The organism is Acinetobacter sp. ABJ-A23_2 (assembly GCF_044538765.1).
Taxonomy (GTDB): Bacteria; Pseudomonadota; Gammaproteobacteria; order Pseudomonadales; family Moraxellaceae; genus Acinetobacter; species Acinetobacter nosocomialis_A.
Window position 1 is genome coordinate 1 of the sequence record NZ_JBIUCP010000067.1, and the last position, 15,646, is coordinate 15,646.

Annotated in this window: 16 protein-coding genes; 9 read left to right on the plus strand and 7 right to left on the minus strand. The window is 37.3% G+C overall.

What is annotated here, in order from left to right:
- The first annotated feature begins 216 nt into the window (after positions 1–216).
- The 3 genes from ACH63V_RS16895 (at position 217) to ACH63V_RS16905 (ending at position 3,707) form a co-directional block, all read left to right on the plus strand.
- Positions 217–909 carry an alpha/beta hydrolase gene (locus tag ACH63V_RS16895; protein ID WP_396464144.1) on the plus strand — a complete coding sequence of 231 codons (693 nt, stop codon included), beginning with the start codon at positions 217–219 and terminating at the stop codon, positions 907–909.
- Positions 910–1,666: 757 nt separating this feature from the next.
- Positions 1,667–2,227, plus strand: coding sequence for a TetR/AcrR family transcriptional regulator (locus tag ACH63V_RS16900; RefSeq protein ID WP_396464145.1), 561 nt, complete (start codon positions 1,667–1,669; stop codon positions 2,225–2,227).
- A 175-nt stretch (positions 2,228–2,402) separates the two neighbouring features.
- Positions 2,403–3,707: an MFS transporter gene (locus ACH63V_RS16905; RefSeq protein ID WP_396464146.1), complete on the plus strand. Its 1,305-nt coding sequence runs from the start codon at positions 2,403–2,405 to the stop codon at positions 3,705–3,707.
- Between the two features lie 95 nt (positions 3,708–3,802).
- Here ACH63V_RS16905 and ACH63V_RS16910 read toward each other — a convergent pair whose 3' ends face one another.
- The gene (locus ACH63V_RS16910) at positions 3,803–4,240 is read right to left on the minus strand and encodes a DUF2147 domain-containing protein (protein WP_114271505.1); all 438 of its coding nucleotides are present in this window, start codon (positions 4,238–4,240) and stop codon (positions 3,803–3,805) included.
- Positions 4,241–4,535: 295 nt separating this feature from the next.
- Here ACH63V_RS16910 and ACH63V_RS16915 point away from each other — a divergent pair, with 295 nt between their 5' ends.
- A complete protein-coding gene (locus ACH63V_RS16915) occupies positions 4,536–4,790 on the plus strand; it encodes a transporter suffix domain-containing protein (RefSeq protein ID WP_396464147.1) in 255 nt (84 codons plus the stop codon).
- A gap of 233 nt (positions 4,791–5,023) precedes the next feature.
- Positions 5,024–5,494 (plus strand): spore coat U domain-containing protein, encoded by a 471-nt coding sequence (locus ACH63V_RS16920; RefSeq protein ID WP_396464148.1) that lies wholly within the window; start codon positions 5,024–5,026, stop codon positions 5,492–5,494.
- Positions 5,495–5,545: 51 nt separating this feature from the next.
- On the opposite strand, the gene ACH63V_RS16925 is transcribed toward ACH63V_RS16920, so the two are convergent.
- From ACH63V_RS16925 to ACH63V_RS16940, 4 genes are all read right to left on the minus strand, one after another.
- Positions 5,546–6,223, minus strand: coding sequence for a hypothetical protein (locus tag ACH63V_RS16925; RefSeq protein WP_396464149.1), 678 nt, complete (start codon positions 6,221–6,223; stop codon positions 5,546–5,548).
- Positions 6,224–6,271: 48 nt separating this feature from the next.
- Entirely contained in the window at positions 6,272–8,443 is a 2,172-nt protein-coding gene (locus ACH63V_RS16930; RefSeq protein WP_396464150.1) for a TonB-dependent siderophore receptor, read from the minus strand.
- A 157-nt stretch (positions 8,444–8,600) separates the two neighbouring features.
- Positions 8,601–9,185, minus strand: a complete 585-nt coding sequence (locus tag ACH63V_RS16935; RefSeq protein ID WP_396464151.1) for a GNAT family N-acetyltransferase — start codon at positions 9,183–9,185, stop codon at positions 8,601–8,603.
- Between the two features lie 47 nt (positions 9,186–9,232).
- A complete protein-coding gene (locus ACH63V_RS16940; RefSeq protein WP_396464152.1) occupies positions 9,233–10,051 on the minus strand; it encodes an isocitrate lyase/phosphoenolpyruvate mutase family protein in 819 nt (272 codons plus the stop codon).
- Positions 10,052–10,366: 315 nt separating this feature from the next.
- Between ACH63V_RS16940 and ACH63V_RS16945 the strand changes: the two genes are divergently transcribed.
- Complete coding sequence (locus tag ACH63V_RS16945) at positions 10,367–11,071, plus strand: SDR family oxidoreductase (RefSeq protein WP_396464153.1); 705 nt, start codon at positions 10,367–10,369, stop codon at positions 11,069–11,071.
- 121 nt (positions 11,072–11,192) lie between these two features.
- Here the strand turns inward: ACH63V_RS16945 and ACH63V_RS16950 are convergent, their stop codons facing one another.
- Positions 11,193–11,513: a pyrimidine/purine nucleoside phosphorylase gene (locus ACH63V_RS16950; RefSeq protein ID WP_004702576.1), complete on the minus strand. Its 321-nt coding sequence runs from the start codon at positions 11,511–11,513 to the stop codon at positions 11,193–11,195.
- A 238-nt stretch (positions 11,514–11,751) separates the two neighbouring features.
- Here ACH63V_RS16950 and ACH63V_RS16955 point away from each other — a divergent pair, with 238 nt between their 5' ends.
- From ACH63V_RS16955 to metC, 3 genes are all read left to right on the plus strand, one after another.
- The gene (locus ACH63V_RS16955; protein ID WP_004702573.1) at positions 11,752–12,222 is read left to right on the plus strand and encodes an Lrp/AsnC family transcriptional regulator; all 471 of its coding nucleotides are present in this window, start codon (positions 11,752–11,754) and stop codon (positions 12,220–12,222) included.
- A gap of 41 nt (positions 12,223–12,263) precedes the next feature.
- Positions 12,264–12,992, plus strand: a complete 729-nt coding sequence (locus ACH63V_RS16960; RefSeq protein WP_396464154.1) for an AAA family ATPase — start codon at positions 12,264–12,266, stop codon at positions 12,990–12,992.
- Positions 12,993–13,232: 240 nt separating this feature from the next.
- On the plus strand, positions 13,233–14,414 hold the full coding sequence (gene metC, locus ACH63V_RS16965) for a cystathionine beta-lyase (protein ID WP_396464155.1): 1,182 nt from the start codon (positions 13,233–13,235) through the stop codon (positions 14,412–14,414).
- 176 nt (positions 14,415–14,590) lie between these two features.
- Here metC and ACH63V_RS16970 read toward each other — a convergent pair whose 3' ends face one another.
- A complete protein-coding gene (locus ACH63V_RS16970; protein ID WP_396464157.1) occupies positions 14,591–15,313 on the minus strand; it encodes a type 1 glutamine amidotransferase in 723 nt (240 codons plus the stop codon).
- Positions 15,314–15,646 lie beyond the last annotated feature (333 nt).

Genomic DNA, 15,646 nt, shown 5'->3' on the forward strand with positions numbered 1-15,646 from the left:
CTTGTTCATTATCCATCTCACTACATCTCATCAAAAAAAATGTTTCTGCAAAAAAATATGCTGTTTTGGTAATTGTGAAAAGTAGTTTTATAGCAAATAATCATTTTACGAAGATTTTATAGTTTGATATTTGATCAGGTTGTTTGAACTTCATGTGTGAATATTTCTAATTTAATTTATTGATTTCAATATCATAGCAAAAGCTAGGAGAAAACAATGAGTAATAAACCAACAATTATATTAGTACATGGCTTTTGGGGAGGCGCTGCTCACTGGAGTAAAGTTATTATTGAACTTTCCCACAGAGGTTTTACCTCATTACAAGCAGTTGAATTACCTTTAACTTCACTAGCTGATGATGTTGAACGTACAAAGAAAATGATAGATCAGATTGATGGCGACGTAATTTTAGTTGGGCACTCTTATGGAGGTGCTGTTATTACTGAAGCTGGTAACCTTCCAAATGTAGTTGGTCTAGTCTATATAGCAGCGTTTGCTCCTGATACAAATGAGAGTCCAGGGGAGATTACGCAAAAGCATCTACCTCTCGCTGCTCCTAATTTATCACCAGATAGTGATGGTTACCTTTGGCTTAAAGCAGACAAATTTCATGAAAGCTTCTGTCAAGACTTAACAGAAGATGAAGGTCTAGTGATGGGAGTAACACAAAAAGCTCCGTTAGCAAGCACCTTCGGCGACACGATTTCATCACCCGCTTGGAAAACTAAACCTTCTTGGTATCAAATTTCTACTCAGGATCGAATGATTAGTCCAGAAAATCAAGAGTTTATGTCTTCTAGGTTAAATGCTAAAAAAGTTATTTCTTTAGATGCGAGCCATGCTTCATTAGCTTCCAAGCCAGTTGAAGTCGCGGATTTAATAGATGAAGCTGTTTCTTTTTTTAATTAATAAAGTTATTTAATTTAAATAGATAACCAAACTAAGAAGTTAAGAAAATAAGAATTTTTTTAACTTCTATTTCATTATAAATATAAGTTCATCTCATAAGAGTCACCGCTAGCAATATGTATTATTGCTAATGAAAAATTAATTATAATATTTTTAATTCACCCATTTTATAAACCCCACTTAACAATAACCAACTCATTATTTATCCTTACTTTTTAATGATCTATTTTAAAACAAATGTCATTTTGCGTGCTTGACTGCAATAGGGTTGAGCACTATCCTTTGCCTGCTGGCCACATTGCCAGCCGGCTTTGACAGGCTGAATCAAACGAGCATTAAAGGTTTTATACTTTTAGTGTTTAGCCACTCTCGCCCCCTCTGCGGTGGAACGGGAGGGGGACACCTACGGGTGTGCTGGCTCGTTTGACCAGTCTGTCAACCCTCTTCCGTTCTGCCACCATAATTTTAATGTCTGGCGGAACTCCCAATAAAAAGGAGTTGGCTTTGCACATCCATTATTTCTTGGCAGCCCTTGCCATAAGCTATAACGACACAGCTTAAAAAATTAAAGCAGCTTGAATGCCGTAGGGTTTTCAGGCTTTAAGTCATTACGACTCAAAAAAACTTGCATCAACAATAAAACTTGAGATGTGCCACGCACAGTCTTTACGGCTTTGCTGTGCCTTTTTTTCTCCCAAAAAGGGCACAGGCTTTTTATCTCATTTAGACACAACAAGAATTTTATAACGGTAAAACTATGTCAACTTTAGAACTATCTTCCAAGAAATTACAGGTTATTCAAACCGCAATCCAACTCTTTACCACTCGTGGCTTTCACACCTCAGGCGTAGACCTGATTGCTAAAGAAGCCAACATCACCAAATCCACGTTTTATAAATATTTTGGCTCGAAAGAACGCTTAATCGAAATGTGCATCGCCTTTCAAAAAAGTCTACTGAGAGAAGAAGTGCTCTCTATCATCTACTCAAACCGTTACTACACGTCAAAAGATAAACTCAAAGAAATTATAGTTTTACATACCAATTTAAACAGCCTGTATAACCTTCTACTTAAAGCTATTTTTGAAATAAAACTGCTTCACCCGCAGGCTTACCGTATGGCGGTTGAATACCGAAAGTGGCTGCGCCATGAAATTTTTGACCTGATTTTTAGCGGAGAAATTAATGAGCCAAAATTCGATGCCAACATGGTGGTAAACCTAATAGATGGTTTGCTGCTACAGGTTTTAAGCTCGAACAGTCTGGAGCATAGGGATGTAGCCGTAGAGTGCTTTTTTAAGTCGACTTGTTTGAGGTAAAGGGGGTTATTTAAATAATAGGATATATGGTTTGCTTGGGGTTTTGTGAGATGAGCAGACCATAGACGCCGTGCGATGAGGTGTGCTATTTTGTTTTACGCTAATCGTAAATAGATTACGTATATCATAATTAAAATGGAATTAATTTAAAGCGTCTCATGGAGAAAGGAATACCATGAAAGAAGTTGCATTGAGTGATTTGATTAATCAGCAGAAAGTTGGACCTTATCAAAAATTTATTCTGGTCACCTGTTTATTACTCATGATTATGGATGGTTATGACATCCAGTCCATGGCTTACGCAGCCCCAATGATTATAGAAGACTGGGGCGTTCAAAAAACCATGCTAGGCGTTGTGTTTAGCGCAAGCTTATTTGGTTTATTTGTCGGATCATTTTTATTAAGTTCACTTTCCGATCGGTTTGGTCGCCGTCCGATACTACTTATCTCGACCTTTATGTTCTCGGTGCTAATGCTGTTAACACCCCATGTAGGCAATATTGAACAACTGACCGCAATCCGCTTTGTTACAGGAATTTTTTTAGGCGGTATCATGCCAAATGTGATGGCTTATAGCTCCGAAATTGTTCCATACAAATCTCGTATTTTTACCATGATGGTCATTTCTTGTGGCTATACGGTAGGAGCCATGTTAGGAGGCGGTATATCCGCCTTATTGGTTCCTTGGGGAGGATGGCAGTCAATTTTTTACTTTGGCGGAATTATCCCTCTAATCATTTTCTTTATTACCTTCTTTAAACTGCCAGAGTCTTTATATTTTTTGAGTGAAAATAGCAAAAACACTCCTAAAATTTTGTTTTGGTTAAAGAAGTTTTATCCCGCATTAACGTTTAATTCAGAAATAAAAATTATCAATAACACTGAAGTTCAAGTTAAAAAGTCTCCGCTTGAGTTGTTTAAAAATAAGCGTGCGTTTTTTACCTATTCCATCTGGATCATTAGTATTTTAAATATGATCAGCCTTTACTTCCTGTCGAACTGGCTACCGACTTTGGCCAAAGAGTCAGGACTTTCATTAAATCAGGCATTAATGATCGGCTCGACTCTACAATTAGGCGGTACGATTGGTAGTGTGGTAATGGGTCTTAAAATTGATAAGACTGGATTTTATAAAGTATTAATTCCTGTGTTTTTAGTCGCAGTGATAAGTGTTGCTTTAATTGGCTATGCGGTTAGCCATATCGTTTTATTGTTTATGATTATTTTTATTGCTGGCTTTGCCATTGTTGGTGGGCAACCTGCCATTAATGCATTGTCGGCCAGTTATTACCCAGTTTCACTTCGTACTACTGGTGTGGGCTGGAGTATTGGAATTGCCCGCTTGGGTTCGGTGATTGGGCCTTTATTTGGCGGGTATCTCTCTCAATTTTTGGTCATTACCCATCTATTTGTGATTGCTGCCATACCTTCGCTATTCGTTATTATTATGCTGATTATTCAGGCTAAGTACCGATCATAACACTGTCTACATATATAATTTATGTAGTGCACATATAGACTTTAATTATGATCGGTGAGTAGCTATAGAAAGTTAGTCAAAAGCTACTTCATGAATTATTTAACTCGATACCACGTTTGGTTACGGCCAATTGCAGAAATACCAATGTAGCCACGCGCGGTGAGTTTTTCACCATCTGGCGATACAGTTACGCTAAAGCGATAGGTCTTGTCTGACTGAGGGTCGAGAATGGATCCTTTGTCATATTTATTTTTACCTATACTTTTTAAATTTTTGACGATGGTTAAACCAATTAAAGATTTGTTTTTATAAGTACCTTCACACATCGTACATTTGTTGGCTTCGCTTGGAACAAGAATTTTTTCAATATTTGCAGAGAGAAGACCGTTTTTGTCTTCGCTAAATCTGACGAGTGCTCTAGGTTGATTGGTTGCATCATCAATGGTTTTCCAAACACTGCCATGTAGTTTGTCCGAAGCAAATGAATGAATCGAATAAAAGCTAAGTAAAAGTAATAATAAATATTTTTTCATATCAATGGATTCTCGATTTAAAAGTGGATGGTTTTAGTCACTAGAATTATTCATTTTAAATTTAACTTCACAGTTTTCTTAGTATTCAATCTATAAGCTAAACAATATGTAAAGTTATATTCTATCGGGGCTTATATTATTTTGATGCCTTTTTTTATGCAATTGCGAGAATGGACAGAATTCTTCGGTTTTTAAAGATTTTTATTTCTCCATGCTTTTTACACACTTTTTCAATGCTCTATACACAAAGAAGTGAATAATGAGATTTATAAATTTTTAAGTTTAAAATTTGTTTATGACACGTCCTCAATTGAACCTCAAAAAGAAAATAGGCTTAGTTTTATTAGGATTCGTTGGCTTGTATTGGATTTCGTTTCCTATTCTTCCTTTTTTAGATATTCCTTATAAAGCCGCCGTGATCACAGGGTTGATGGTACTAGGAGAGGTTCTATTTTTAATTGCAATTGCTCTATTAGGTAAGGAATATTGGGCTAAGATTAAACAATGGTTTTCTAAAGTATTTAGAAAAGTAAAACCCGAAGAAAATTAATTTATATTGAATGGAAATAAAAAAATATTAACTACTTTTTAAACTAAATAAATTACGTTTAATTCATCACAAATTATAAGAATAATATGAAAATCATGTGATTATTATCGATTGACAGTAGGTGATATTAAGTTTTATAACTTAATGACCCTGAAACTGTTTCTTTAGTAAAACAGAAAAATGACATTATAAAGATGAGTAGATATTAGAACAAAAAAAGATAAGGAGAAGAAATGAAAGTCATTAAATACGCCTTATTTTCCCTTATGGGAATGCTGATAATAAATAGCGCACATGCTGGAAATGCATCTACTTCCTTAAAGGTGAGCTTAACCATTGTAGACACTTGTGAAGTTTCAACCCAAGGGAATTTAGACTTTGGTTCAGTTGTACGCGCTCAGCCAGTCGCTGCTGCAAGAACCGATGTATCTGTCCAATGTAGCCAAAATACGCCATATCAAGTGGCGGTTACCTCGGACAATAACTTTGAACTTAAGTCAGCCACCAGTCCTGCTTCTGTGGCATATGTACTGTATCAAGATGCTGGTCATACCCAAATTTGGGGAAATGTAGCAAGTAAAATGCACTCAGGTGTAGCAACAGGTATGAAAGAAAATATTCCTATACATGGGGTAATTACATCGAGTACTAATGTTCAGGCTACAAAGTATGAAGATTGGGTGCGCGTAAATGTTGTTTATTAATTGCAGCTCTACAAAGTGTAATGAGAAACCTTGAGAGCTGCACAAATAGTTTTATTTATTGGTGAGCCATTCAATTGAGGCATCAAACAGTTTTAAGCCATCGTCAGATAGATTGATAAAGGTGTCATTGTTAAGGAAGAACATAAGACGTTTTGCAGGTGCTAAAGATTCATAGTCCATGGTTGCACCTTTCTCATATCCCCAAATTGCTACTTTTTCAGGTTGGCCATAAATCGTTGCGATAATGGTGGCACCTAAACCCGGCTTACCCCAACTCATAGGCGCTTGAGCTTTATATACATTGCGGGTTCCGGCTGGAAGATGCGCAGAGAGAGGGTGTGGTGCATTGACCAACCACAGATAACGTTCTTTCTCGACTTCGCCAAAATCGTTATTAATGCGTTTACCTGTCATAGCCAAGTCATCAAGATAATCGTTTTCCCACGTCATGAGTGGAAGGGGAAGTTGACGCCAACCAGATTGAAGGTTTTTAGAAGCAACCGTAGATGAAATAATGACTAAGTCTGTGTTCTTTAAACTATTTGGTGAAACAGATTGATCTAATACCTCAACTTGATAGCCCTTGCTTTGTAAGTATTTTTGAATGGCAATATCTGTACCAGCCGATGCACCTTTAACTTGAGAGATGAGGGCAATTCGTGTTTGAGCATAAACTGCTGAGCTAAACAATGTGCCAATCAACACGACAACGGAAAGAAGCTTTTTCATAATGTTCTCAAAAGAGCAGTACTTTAGGCACTGCTCTGATCCCATGTTTTAAAATTTAAAGGTTGCACGTAATACCGCTTGGCGAGAGTCACCTTGAGACACGGCTAAATTATTGACGCTAGCTGTGTAGTAGGTTTTGTCAAAGATATTATTTAAGTTAAATTGGAACGTGACCGCTTGTTTGGCAATAGTCGTGTCATAACTTACAAAGGCATTGGCAAGAGTATAGTCAGGCAGGTCAAAGGTATTTTCCGAATCGCCAGCACGTTTACCCACATAATTACCACTTACGCCAAAACGTAAATTACCGTTGTAAAGTTCACCATAGTTATAGGCCAATGCTAAAGAAGCAGTGTTTTTCGCTACATTATTTAAGCGATTGCCCTCAAGGCCACTTTCATCTTCAGTCACTTTTGCGTCTGTATAAGCATAGGTGAGGGTCGCATCAAGCTGGTCGGTTACACGTCCTGTTAGGTCAAGTTCAGCACCTTTAGAACGTACAGCACCTGTCGTATGCAGTTCAACTTCACCAGTTGATGAGTTAGTCACTTTAGCTAAAACGTTACGTTTTTTAATATCGTAGAGTGCAAAGTTTGCTTTAACACGGTCATTTAACTCATATTTCGCGCCAACTTCATAAGACTTGGCTTGTTCAGGTTGAACATCAGAATTAATGACAGCATCGCCACCCAAAGGTGCAATAGAAGAAGACGGTTTAAGTGACTCGGTATAGCTACCATAGAATGAAAGCTGGTCATTCCACTTATAGACTAAACCTGCATGTGGAAGCCAAGCATCATCATTGGTATTGGTATTTTCTTTAAACGGTCTGCCACGTCCAGCAGTTTGCTGATAGTTCAGGTAACGTCCACCAAGTACAGCAATCCATTTGTCATTTAAGTGAATTGCATCTTGTACATAAAAACCGTAGGTATGCAGTTTATCGGTTTGGTCACTATCTGAAGCGACAACATTTTGAGATGGCTCAACAGTTCCAAAACTTGGATTTAAATAATCTAAAGTTGAGGTATTGCCACGAACCATGTCGGGACGGAAATATTTACGGTACTCAATGTCTGAACCGAATTGAATATCATGTTTTAAACCAAACAGGTTGGTTGAACCATTGATGTAAGCTTGAGCATTACTATCAATACTTTCTGCATTTAAGGTCGCATCGGTACGGCGTGTCACGGTGTGTTTAGTTGTATCTAATTTGGTCACACGTAACTGGTTGGCATCGTAGGTTTCATAGTTGTAGGTATAACCAAAGTGAGCCGACCAATTATCATTAATTTGATGATCTACCAACAATTGCGCCAAATGATCTTCGCCTTTCATTTGGTTAAAAGCTTCATCTAGACGTTGATATTTAGAGATCGGTAGGGCTTTGTTGGTTTTCGGGTCAAAAACGGTAGAGCGGTCAAAAGGTACATCAAAGTGACGGTATTGATAGCTTAGGTTCACTTTAGTTTGGCCATTATCCCATGCTACAGACGGAGCAATTAAAGTCTGTTTGAGATTACCAAAATTACGCCAATAGTCGGCGTCGGAATGATCGGCAATAAAGCGATAGGCAAAGTTACTATCGCTAATTGCGCCTGTGGTATCTATGCTTGCACCTAAACCATTTTTACCTGCTGCAAAGCTTGAGCCGTAAACGGAAAGTTCAGTTTTCTGAGTTGTCTCAGGTTTTTTTGTAATGACATTGACCACACCACCCGGGTCCATAATGCCATAGAGCAATGAAGATGGGCCTTTTAAAACTTCGACTTGTTCAACTGCCGCATTCATGGTTCGGCCTTGCACAATTGGCATACCATTTACGGTAATTGAACCGTCACGGTTATCACCAAAGCCGCGTTTCATTACGGTGTCTTGTGTACCGCCTAAAGTATTACCCTGCGTAATGCCGCTGACTTGGGTCAGTGCATTGTCCAAGTTTGCAGGCAAATAATCTTTCATGTATTGCTTAGATACAACGTTTACGGTTTGCGGGCTTTCTAGATTTTTTTGTTTGCCTCTGAGGGTCAACGCCGTTTGTGTTGCGATATAACTTGAGTCTGCTTCAGCCTGAACCTTAATCGTTTCTAGTTGTGCTGGTTGAATCGCGGTTGCTTCTGCCCAAGACATCATCGGGATGAGGGATAAAAGTAAGGGGCTACTATGTTTTAAAATTTCAACAGTAATTAAATTTTTACGCGGGGAGAAAGCAAACATAAGTATACCTAAGTGATATAAAAATCGTGAAAGGCTAAAAAAAGCGACTATTCAAGCGAACAAAAAGCAGTGCCGACTAGACTCAAAAAAGTGTGTAAAGTATATATAAATGAGACTCATTTGCAATGGTTTGCAGGCAATAAAGCCTCAGGAAAAATTAATAACAATTTAACTTTTTAATTAGATTATCTTTTATGCTCGGCCACTCTTCATCAATAATACTGAACCTGATTGAATTCCTTTTTCTCCCATCAGGCATAATTCGCTCATTTCTAACCACACCTTCTTTCTGGGCACCGAGTCTTAAAATCGCATTCTGGGATTTTTCATTAAGTACATCTGTTGTGAACTGAACTCTAACGCAATTTAGCTCTTCAAAGGCGTATTGAAGCAACAAATATTTTGCTTCTGTATTTGCATATGTTCGCTGCCACGATTTTGAGTACCAAGTACTTCCAATTTCTAACTTTAAATTTTTTCTATCTATTTTCCAAAATCTGCTAGACCCAATAATTTTTCCTGTAGCAAGGTCTTCGACTACAAAAGGAAGAACCGTACCAGCTTGGTAACCTTCTAGTGCATGCTGAATATAGTCATCTACTGTTTCTGCTGAAGGAACTACAGTGAAAGGGAGGTTCCATAGTTCTCCATCTGAAGCAGCGGTAACAAGGTCTTTTGAATCTTCAATAGTGAATAGGCGCAGTCGTATACGATGGCTTGAAAGCGTTATGTTTAAAGGCATAACAGAGGTCCTAGCTAAAAGGTACTAAAAAGCGGTTTATCCAAATCTTATTTAAATCGACTATTAAGATCGCCACTTGAAACCGAAGTATTGAGCGAATGGAAATTGCCTGACTCGGCAATCGCACTTGCTGTTTTAATAAAACCATCCCAAGCTGAACGAGCTAATGCACCACCAAGGCTAATACGTCTTACACCCAAGTCTGCAAGTTCTGCTGCCGTTAAATCACTATCCCAACCAATTAAAACGTTTACAGGTTTTGGTGAAACGGCATTCACCACAGCGATGATTTGTTCACGAGTTTTAATACCAGGCGCATACAGGCAGTCAGCACCAGCTTTCGAATATGCTTTTAACCTGTTAATGGTATCTTCTAAATCGGGTACACCCACAAAGAAGTTTTCAGCACGACCAATAAGCATGACGTTAGTTCCACTTTGATCGATCGCTACGCGAGCTGCTCGTATTCTTTCAACAGCATCAGGAATATCACGAAGCGGCTTTTCACTATTTCCAGTTGAATCTTCAATAGAAATACCCGCTATACCTGTATCAATTGCCATTAGAACATTTTCAATGACGCCTTGAGTTGTATCTGAAAAGCCACTTTCAAAATCAGCATTTATAGGCAGGTTAGTGAACTGAACCATATAACCTAGATGTGCCAAGGTTTCATCTCGGTCGAGTTGACCATCGGCCTTTCCGCAAGACCATGCATAACCTGAGCTTGTTGTTGCTAGTGCTTTATAGCCCAGTTGTTCGAGTATTTTTGCACTGCCTGCATCCCAAGGATTGGGTAAAATAAAGCATCCGTCTTTATGGAGATCTCGGAAAATTCTTCTTTTCTCATCGACTGAATTTTTCATTATTTCGTACTCTTTTTAATGTATTAACTTAAACTTAGCCACTCAATTTTGCCTTTAAACTAAGAGCTTGAAAGACCAACTCAAGTCGAATGACTATAACAACTTTTTAACGTATACAAATATAACCACTTCTTAATTTCAAATAAGAAAATCAAAATAAAGTCATGTCCATTTTGGAGATATTGATTATAGTTTTCTTGAGATTTATATAAATCTGCTTACCGTCATAAAAAATCATAGTGAGTGTTTTATTATTTTTGTAGTTAACAGGGGAGAACGAACCAGAAACTATTTTATGTCTAATAAGGATCCGCTATGAAAAACACTTATTTAGTGACAGGCGCTACGAAAGGTATTGGAAAAGCAATTAGCGACGAGCTGTCCTTGCAGGGACATCACGTCATTGGCATCGCCAGAAATATCGACCATATAGACTTTCCTGGACAGCTTTTTAGTTGTGATTTATCCAATATAGAACAGACTGAAGAAACCTTAGCATTAATTTCTAAATCTCATGTCATACATGGAATCGTAAATAACTCAGGAATTAGTTTGCCCCAACCTTTGGGCCAGATTTCCTTCCTTGCCTTAGAGGAAGTTTGGAACTTAAATGTAAGAGCGGCTATACAAGTGACTCAGCATTTTGTTGCGCAACTAAAAGAACAGCGCTTTGGGCGAATTATTAATATTGGCAGCAGGGCAATTTACGGAGCAAAACAACGGACAGCATACTCGGCAGCAAAAAGTGCATTGGTCGGGTGTACTAAAACTTGGGCACTTGAGTTGGCTGAGTTTGGAATAACGGTAAACTGTATCGCGCCGGGGCCAATTGAAACGGAACTTTTTAGAAAAACCCGACCCGTTGGAAGTGAAGCTGAAAAAGCAATATTAGAAAGTATTCCTTTGGGAAGAATAGGTACTCCACAAGATGTTGCACATGCAGTCGCTTTTTTATTGTCAGATCATGCGGGCTTTATTACCGGCCAAGTTCTCAATGTTGATGGTGGTGGAAGCTTATAGATAATTGTAAAAGTACTTAGGTACTAAAAATTTAAACTTCATCTTGTCTAGTTTTAAGAAAAGATGAAATTGTTCATAGGAAAACCACATCCTATGAAAGGTATGGCTTTGTAATTTTAATTCATTCTAAATGGCAGACGTAATCAATCACTTCATCTGTGATAATTTTAAATTTACTGTTTTCTGGAACATTAAAAGACTCACCACTTGAGTAGACTTTAGTGTCCGGATCATCGCCAATTTGAACACTACATTTTCCTGAAATGATCTCAATGCGTTCTGAAACGTGGGTTTTAAAAGTTAACGCTTTTTCTGTTGGTAGAATCACCCCTAAAGTCTTTTTTGTACCATCTTCAAGTTCAATAACATGACTAATAGAGTGTCCCTCGTAATGAACATTCGCTTTTTTTGTTATAGACACAGCATCAAATTGATTTGGCATTTTTCTTGTCTCTTTTATTGTACCGAATATGTACAAGATAATAATAAAAGCTCATCTAAACTTTCAAGCTTTAAAAATAAATTGTTAGGTGGACAATAGAAATAAATGCGTCTCGAATGCACGAAGATCATTTAAAATATAGGTAAATATCTTTTTTATTAAAATTAGAATAACAATCTAATATATTGTTCATTGATTTGATTTATTGCAAATACATAGTGCAGAGAAGCTGGAAGGTATGAAGTTAAATTTAGATAAATATGACCGTGTAATATTAGATCTTCTACAGAAGGACTGCACATTAGCAATAGGTGATATTGCTGAAAAGGTGGGATTAAGCAACACGGCTTGCTGGCGCAGAATACATAAAATGGAAGAAGAGGGTATTATTCGTGCAAAAGTCGCTTTGCTAGACCGTAAAAAACTCAACATTAATGTGATTGTGATGGTGTTTATTAAAACTGCACAACACAATATTGAGTGGATTCAAAAATTTCACTCTCATATCTATAGCATAGATGAAGTTATTGAAGTGTATAGAATGGCAGGTGAAACAGATTATTTACTTAAAGTCGCCGTATCGGATGTTGCTGAGTTCGATAAAGTTTATAAAAAATTAATTGAAATTAACGGCTTGGCTGATGTGAGTTCTAGTTTTGCCATGGAGCAAATTAAATATACGACAGAACTTCCTTTAAATTTTTTCTAATAAAAACTGCGAATACTATTAAAAATTAAGGACCAGCAAAAATGCTAGAAGCTAAGCCTTATTTACGTTCGGTACAAATTAAAGCAAATATGCAGGCAGACTGGTCAATTTATCCTTTTGCGATACCAGCCGTTAATGATATTGAACAATTAAGGTTCCATCCAGACGTTACTTTTTTTGTTGGTGAAAATGGCTCTGGTAAGTCGACGATTATGGAAGCCATCGCTTTGGCACTTGGCTTTTCCGAAGAAGGCGGCACTCTAAACGTGCGACTTAATTCAGCGAGTAGTTCATCAGGTTTATTTCAGTATTTAAGAATGATTAAAAGCTTTAAAAAGCCTAAAGACTATTACTTTTTAAGAGCCGAGAGTTATTACAATGTCGGCACATATATGAATGAACTGAACTATGTAAAAAGTTATGGTGGCAATATCCATGCGTGTTCACATGGGGAAAGCTTTTTAAAACTGCTGACCAATAAATTACAAGGTGAGGGGCTTTATTTATTAGATGAACCTGAAGCTGCTCTTTCACCTAGCATGCAATTTGTCGCTTTGTCGGCTATTCATGAATTATGCAAAAAACAGTCACAACTCATCATTGCAACACATTCCCCAATTTTACTGGCTTATCCCAACGCTAAAATCTATCACTTTTCTGGCACTGGAATCCGTGAAATCCAGTATGAGCAAACGGAACATTTCCGCGTGACGCATGATTTTTTAAATAATTACCAAAAGCGTATTCAGCAAATCATAGATGAAGGATAGTGTGAGAAGTACCTTTCATAAGAGCTAGTTCGAACAACAAGTAGATCGACGCAAAGAGTGTTATAAAATAATATTTTACCCTAAGAAATAAATATCGGATTTAAATTCTAATTTTAAGTAAAAATAGGAAATAGAAATCTAATATAAAGATAAAAAATAGAAAAGATTAAAATTTATATCCATTGAAACCTCACTATCATGAATTGGTAATAAAGTTGATATGTTTCTCGGAATATAAAAGTGAATCAATTCAGTACAGATGTCATTAATTTAGGACGAACACCCGAGCGCTTTGATGGTCTAGTCAACACACCTGTTTTTCGTGGTTCTACTATTGTTGTAAATAGCTTTAGAGAGTGGGAAGAATTTAAACGAAATGGTGGGGTATATCGACATTATGGCCGTTTCGGCGCCGCAACAGCCAAATCTTTTGAAAGTGCAATCAATGCACTTGAAGGTGGTGCGGGTAGTATGGTGTTTCCATCTGGGTTATCGGCATGTACACATGCACTTATGGCTTGTGTAGAGGCAAATAGTCATGTCTTGATTGCCGATAATATCTATGGCCCAACACGAAATTTTGCTGACAATATATTAGTCCGTATGGGGGTAAGTGTTGACTATTTTGACTCTACCAGCCTTGAGGCATTAACCGAAAAAATTAATCATCGTACCAGTGTGGTGTTTATTGAGTCACCGGGTTCAATGACGTTTGAATTGAGTGATGTAGCAGCAATTTCTGCAATTAGTCATCAATACGGTGCAAAAGTATTAGTTGATAACTCTTGGGCAACGCCGTTACTTTTTCAACCCTTAAAGCATGGTGCTGATATTTCTATTCAGTCTGTAACCAAATATATTGGCGGCCATTCTGACATATTAATGGGCGTGGCTACTGCAAACGCCGAAACATATGAACAACTCGCTAAAACTGGACATTTGTTTGGTGAGACCACAAGCCCAGACGACATTTATTTGGCTTCACGGGGCTTGCGAAGTTTAGCGGTAAGGTTAAAGCAGCATCAAAACAGTGCTCTAATTATTGCTCAATTTCTAGCAACACATCCGGCTATTAAGGAAGTGCTTCATCCTGGCTTAGAAACTAGCCCTTATCATGATTTGTGGTTGAGAGATTTTGATGGTTCATCTGGAGTATTTGCTTTTTATTTAAAAGAATCTGAACCTTCTTATGTACAAAAATTCTTTGACTCGCTGCAATTATTTCACATTGGTTTGTCTTGGGGTGGGTTTGAAAGTTTGATTCTACCTGTGGGGCAAGCTTATCGAACCCATACCAATCTACCTAAAGATGGCTATTTGGTACGCTTGAATATTGGACTAGAATCGGTGGTCGATTTACAAAAAGATTTGCAACATGCCCTACAGTGCGCAGAACAAATGCGTGTTGAAAGTGTGATATAGCCGTCTTAAAACCTAAAAGCTAACTTTGCATATCAGCCGCTTAATGTGTGACAGGCGCTATTATTTTATTAAATGTTGTATAGCGACCATCTACTACTTGGGTCTCTATTGCTACCTGCATGACAGCTCAACTCACTTCACGAAAGAAAGCCCTATTAAAAGGGCTTTGCCATCATTTAGCTAAGTTTTAAATACTCATTTTTTAATTTATCTAGGAAAATAAACAAGTTTTGATTCATTTCTTGATAGTCATGACTCCTCAATTCTTCTCGGGTATTAACAAATTTATAATCATGAGCTTGATTGAGTTCAGTTGCTGAATGTTGAATGAGTAATTCAACAACTTCAGGCGTTAGTTCCATATGACATTGCAAACCATAAACTAATTTTGAGTATTCAACGATTTGTCGCGGACAACCTGCACTAAAAGCAATAATTTTTGCATCGCTCGTTAACCCGGGCATATCATTGTGCCAGTGGCCAACCTCTGTCATTTTTCCTAAATGTGAGAATAGAGAATTTTTAAAACCGTACTCTGTCAGCATAATAGGAAACTTACCAATCTCTCTTTCAGGGCTATGTTCAAACTTGGCACCTAAAGCTTCACCGATGAGCTGTGAACCTAAACATATCCCTAAAACAACTTTGTTTGCTTGGATGGCTTTCTTAATGACAGCTTGTTCAGCGAGTGAATTAAAATGAGAACATGCTTCAATGGTCGTATCTGGACTTTGCGGCCCACCCATCACAATAAGAAAATCAATTTCTTCAACCGTAGAAGGTAATTCTTCATTTAAATACACTCTTGAATATGTCATTTTGAAGTTATTATTTTGACCCCAAATTTCATATGCACCAGGTGCTTCAAAATCTTCATGAACAATAAAATGTAGGCGCATGATAGTCCTCAAAATTCAAAGAGTGTATAGACAGGTTCATTGCTAGATATAAGCCAAAGATAGGTTACGAACCCTAAGGCCTAATGAATACATCCAGTTTTTTAAAGTTATATGGTCCAGTGAAAGGGGGATGTTCCCATACAAAGGCGCTTACAACAGACAGTTTGTTTAATAATGATTTTAACGATGCTGGTTAAAATATAATAATGATTGAATTTTTATTTTAAAATTAATTTGATTTATATTTATTCTAATAGAAGATTTAATAATATTTATATTATTATATATTTCTAAGCGTGATAGTTTTTGAATAGCATAGGGTAATCATAATAT

Excerpts from the sequence above, each read along its gene's own strand:
- ACH63V_RS16950 (WP_004702576.1), bottom strand. The coding sequence starts at position 11,513 with ATGCCAAATCAATTTGATGCTGTGTCTATAACAAAAAAAGCGAATGTT.
- ACH63V_RS16945 (WP_396464153.1), top strand. The coding sequence starts at position 10,367 with ATGAAAAACACTTATTTAGTGACAGGCGCTACGAAAGGTATTGGAAAA.
- ACH63V_RS16930 (WP_396464150.1), bottom strand. The coding sequence starts at position 8,443 with ATGTTTGCTTTCTCCCCGCGTAAAAATTTAATTACTGTTGAAATTTTA.
- ACH63V_RS16940 (WP_396464152.1), bottom strand. The coding sequence starts at position 10,051 with ATGAAAAATTCAGTCGATGAGAAAAGAAGAATTTTCCGAGATCTCCAT.
- ACH63V_RS16925 (WP_396464149.1), bottom strand. The coding sequence starts at position 6,223 with ATGAAAAAGCTTCTTTCCGTTGTCGTGTTGATTGGCACATTGTTTAGC.
- ACH63V_RS16910 (WP_114271505.1), bottom strand. The coding sequence starts at position 4,240 with ATGAAAAAATATTTATTATTACTTTTACTTAGCTTTTATTCGATTCAT.
- ACH63V_RS16915 (WP_396464147.1), top strand. The coding sequence starts at position 4,536 with ATGACACGTCCTCAATTGAACCTCAAAAAGAAAATAGGCTTAGTTTTA.
- ACH63V_RS16900 (WP_396464145.1), top strand. The coding sequence starts at position 1,667 with ATGTCAACTTTAGAACTATCTTCCAAGAAATTACAGGTTATTCAAACC.
- ACH63V_RS16895 (WP_396464144.1), top strand. The coding sequence starts at position 217 with ATGAGTAATAAACCAACAATTATATTAGTACATGGCTTTTGGGGAGGC.
- ACH63V_RS16920 (WP_396464148.1), top strand. The coding sequence starts at position 5,024 with ATGAAAGTCATTAAATACGCCTTATTTTCCCTTATGGGAATGCTGATA.
- ACH63V_RS16935 (WP_396464151.1), bottom strand. The coding sequence starts at position 9,185 with ATGCCTTTAAACATAACGCTTTCAAGCCATCGTATACGACTGCGCCTA.
- ACH63V_RS16905 (WP_396464146.1), top strand. The coding sequence starts at position 2,403 with ATGAAAGAAGTTGCATTGAGTGATTTGATTAATCAGCAGAAAGTTGGA.
- ACH63V_RS16955 (WP_004702573.1), top strand. The coding sequence starts at position 11,752 with ATGAAGTTAAATTTAGATAAATATGACCGTGTAATATTAGATCTTCTA.
- ACH63V_RS16960 (WP_396464154.1), top strand. The coding sequence starts at position 12,264 with ATGCTAGAAGCTAAGCCTTATTTACGTTCGGTACAAATTAAAGCAAAT.
- ACH63V_RS16970 (WP_396464157.1), bottom strand. The coding sequence starts at position 15,313 with ATGCGCCTACATTTTATTGTTCATGAAGATTTTGAAGCACCTGGTGCA.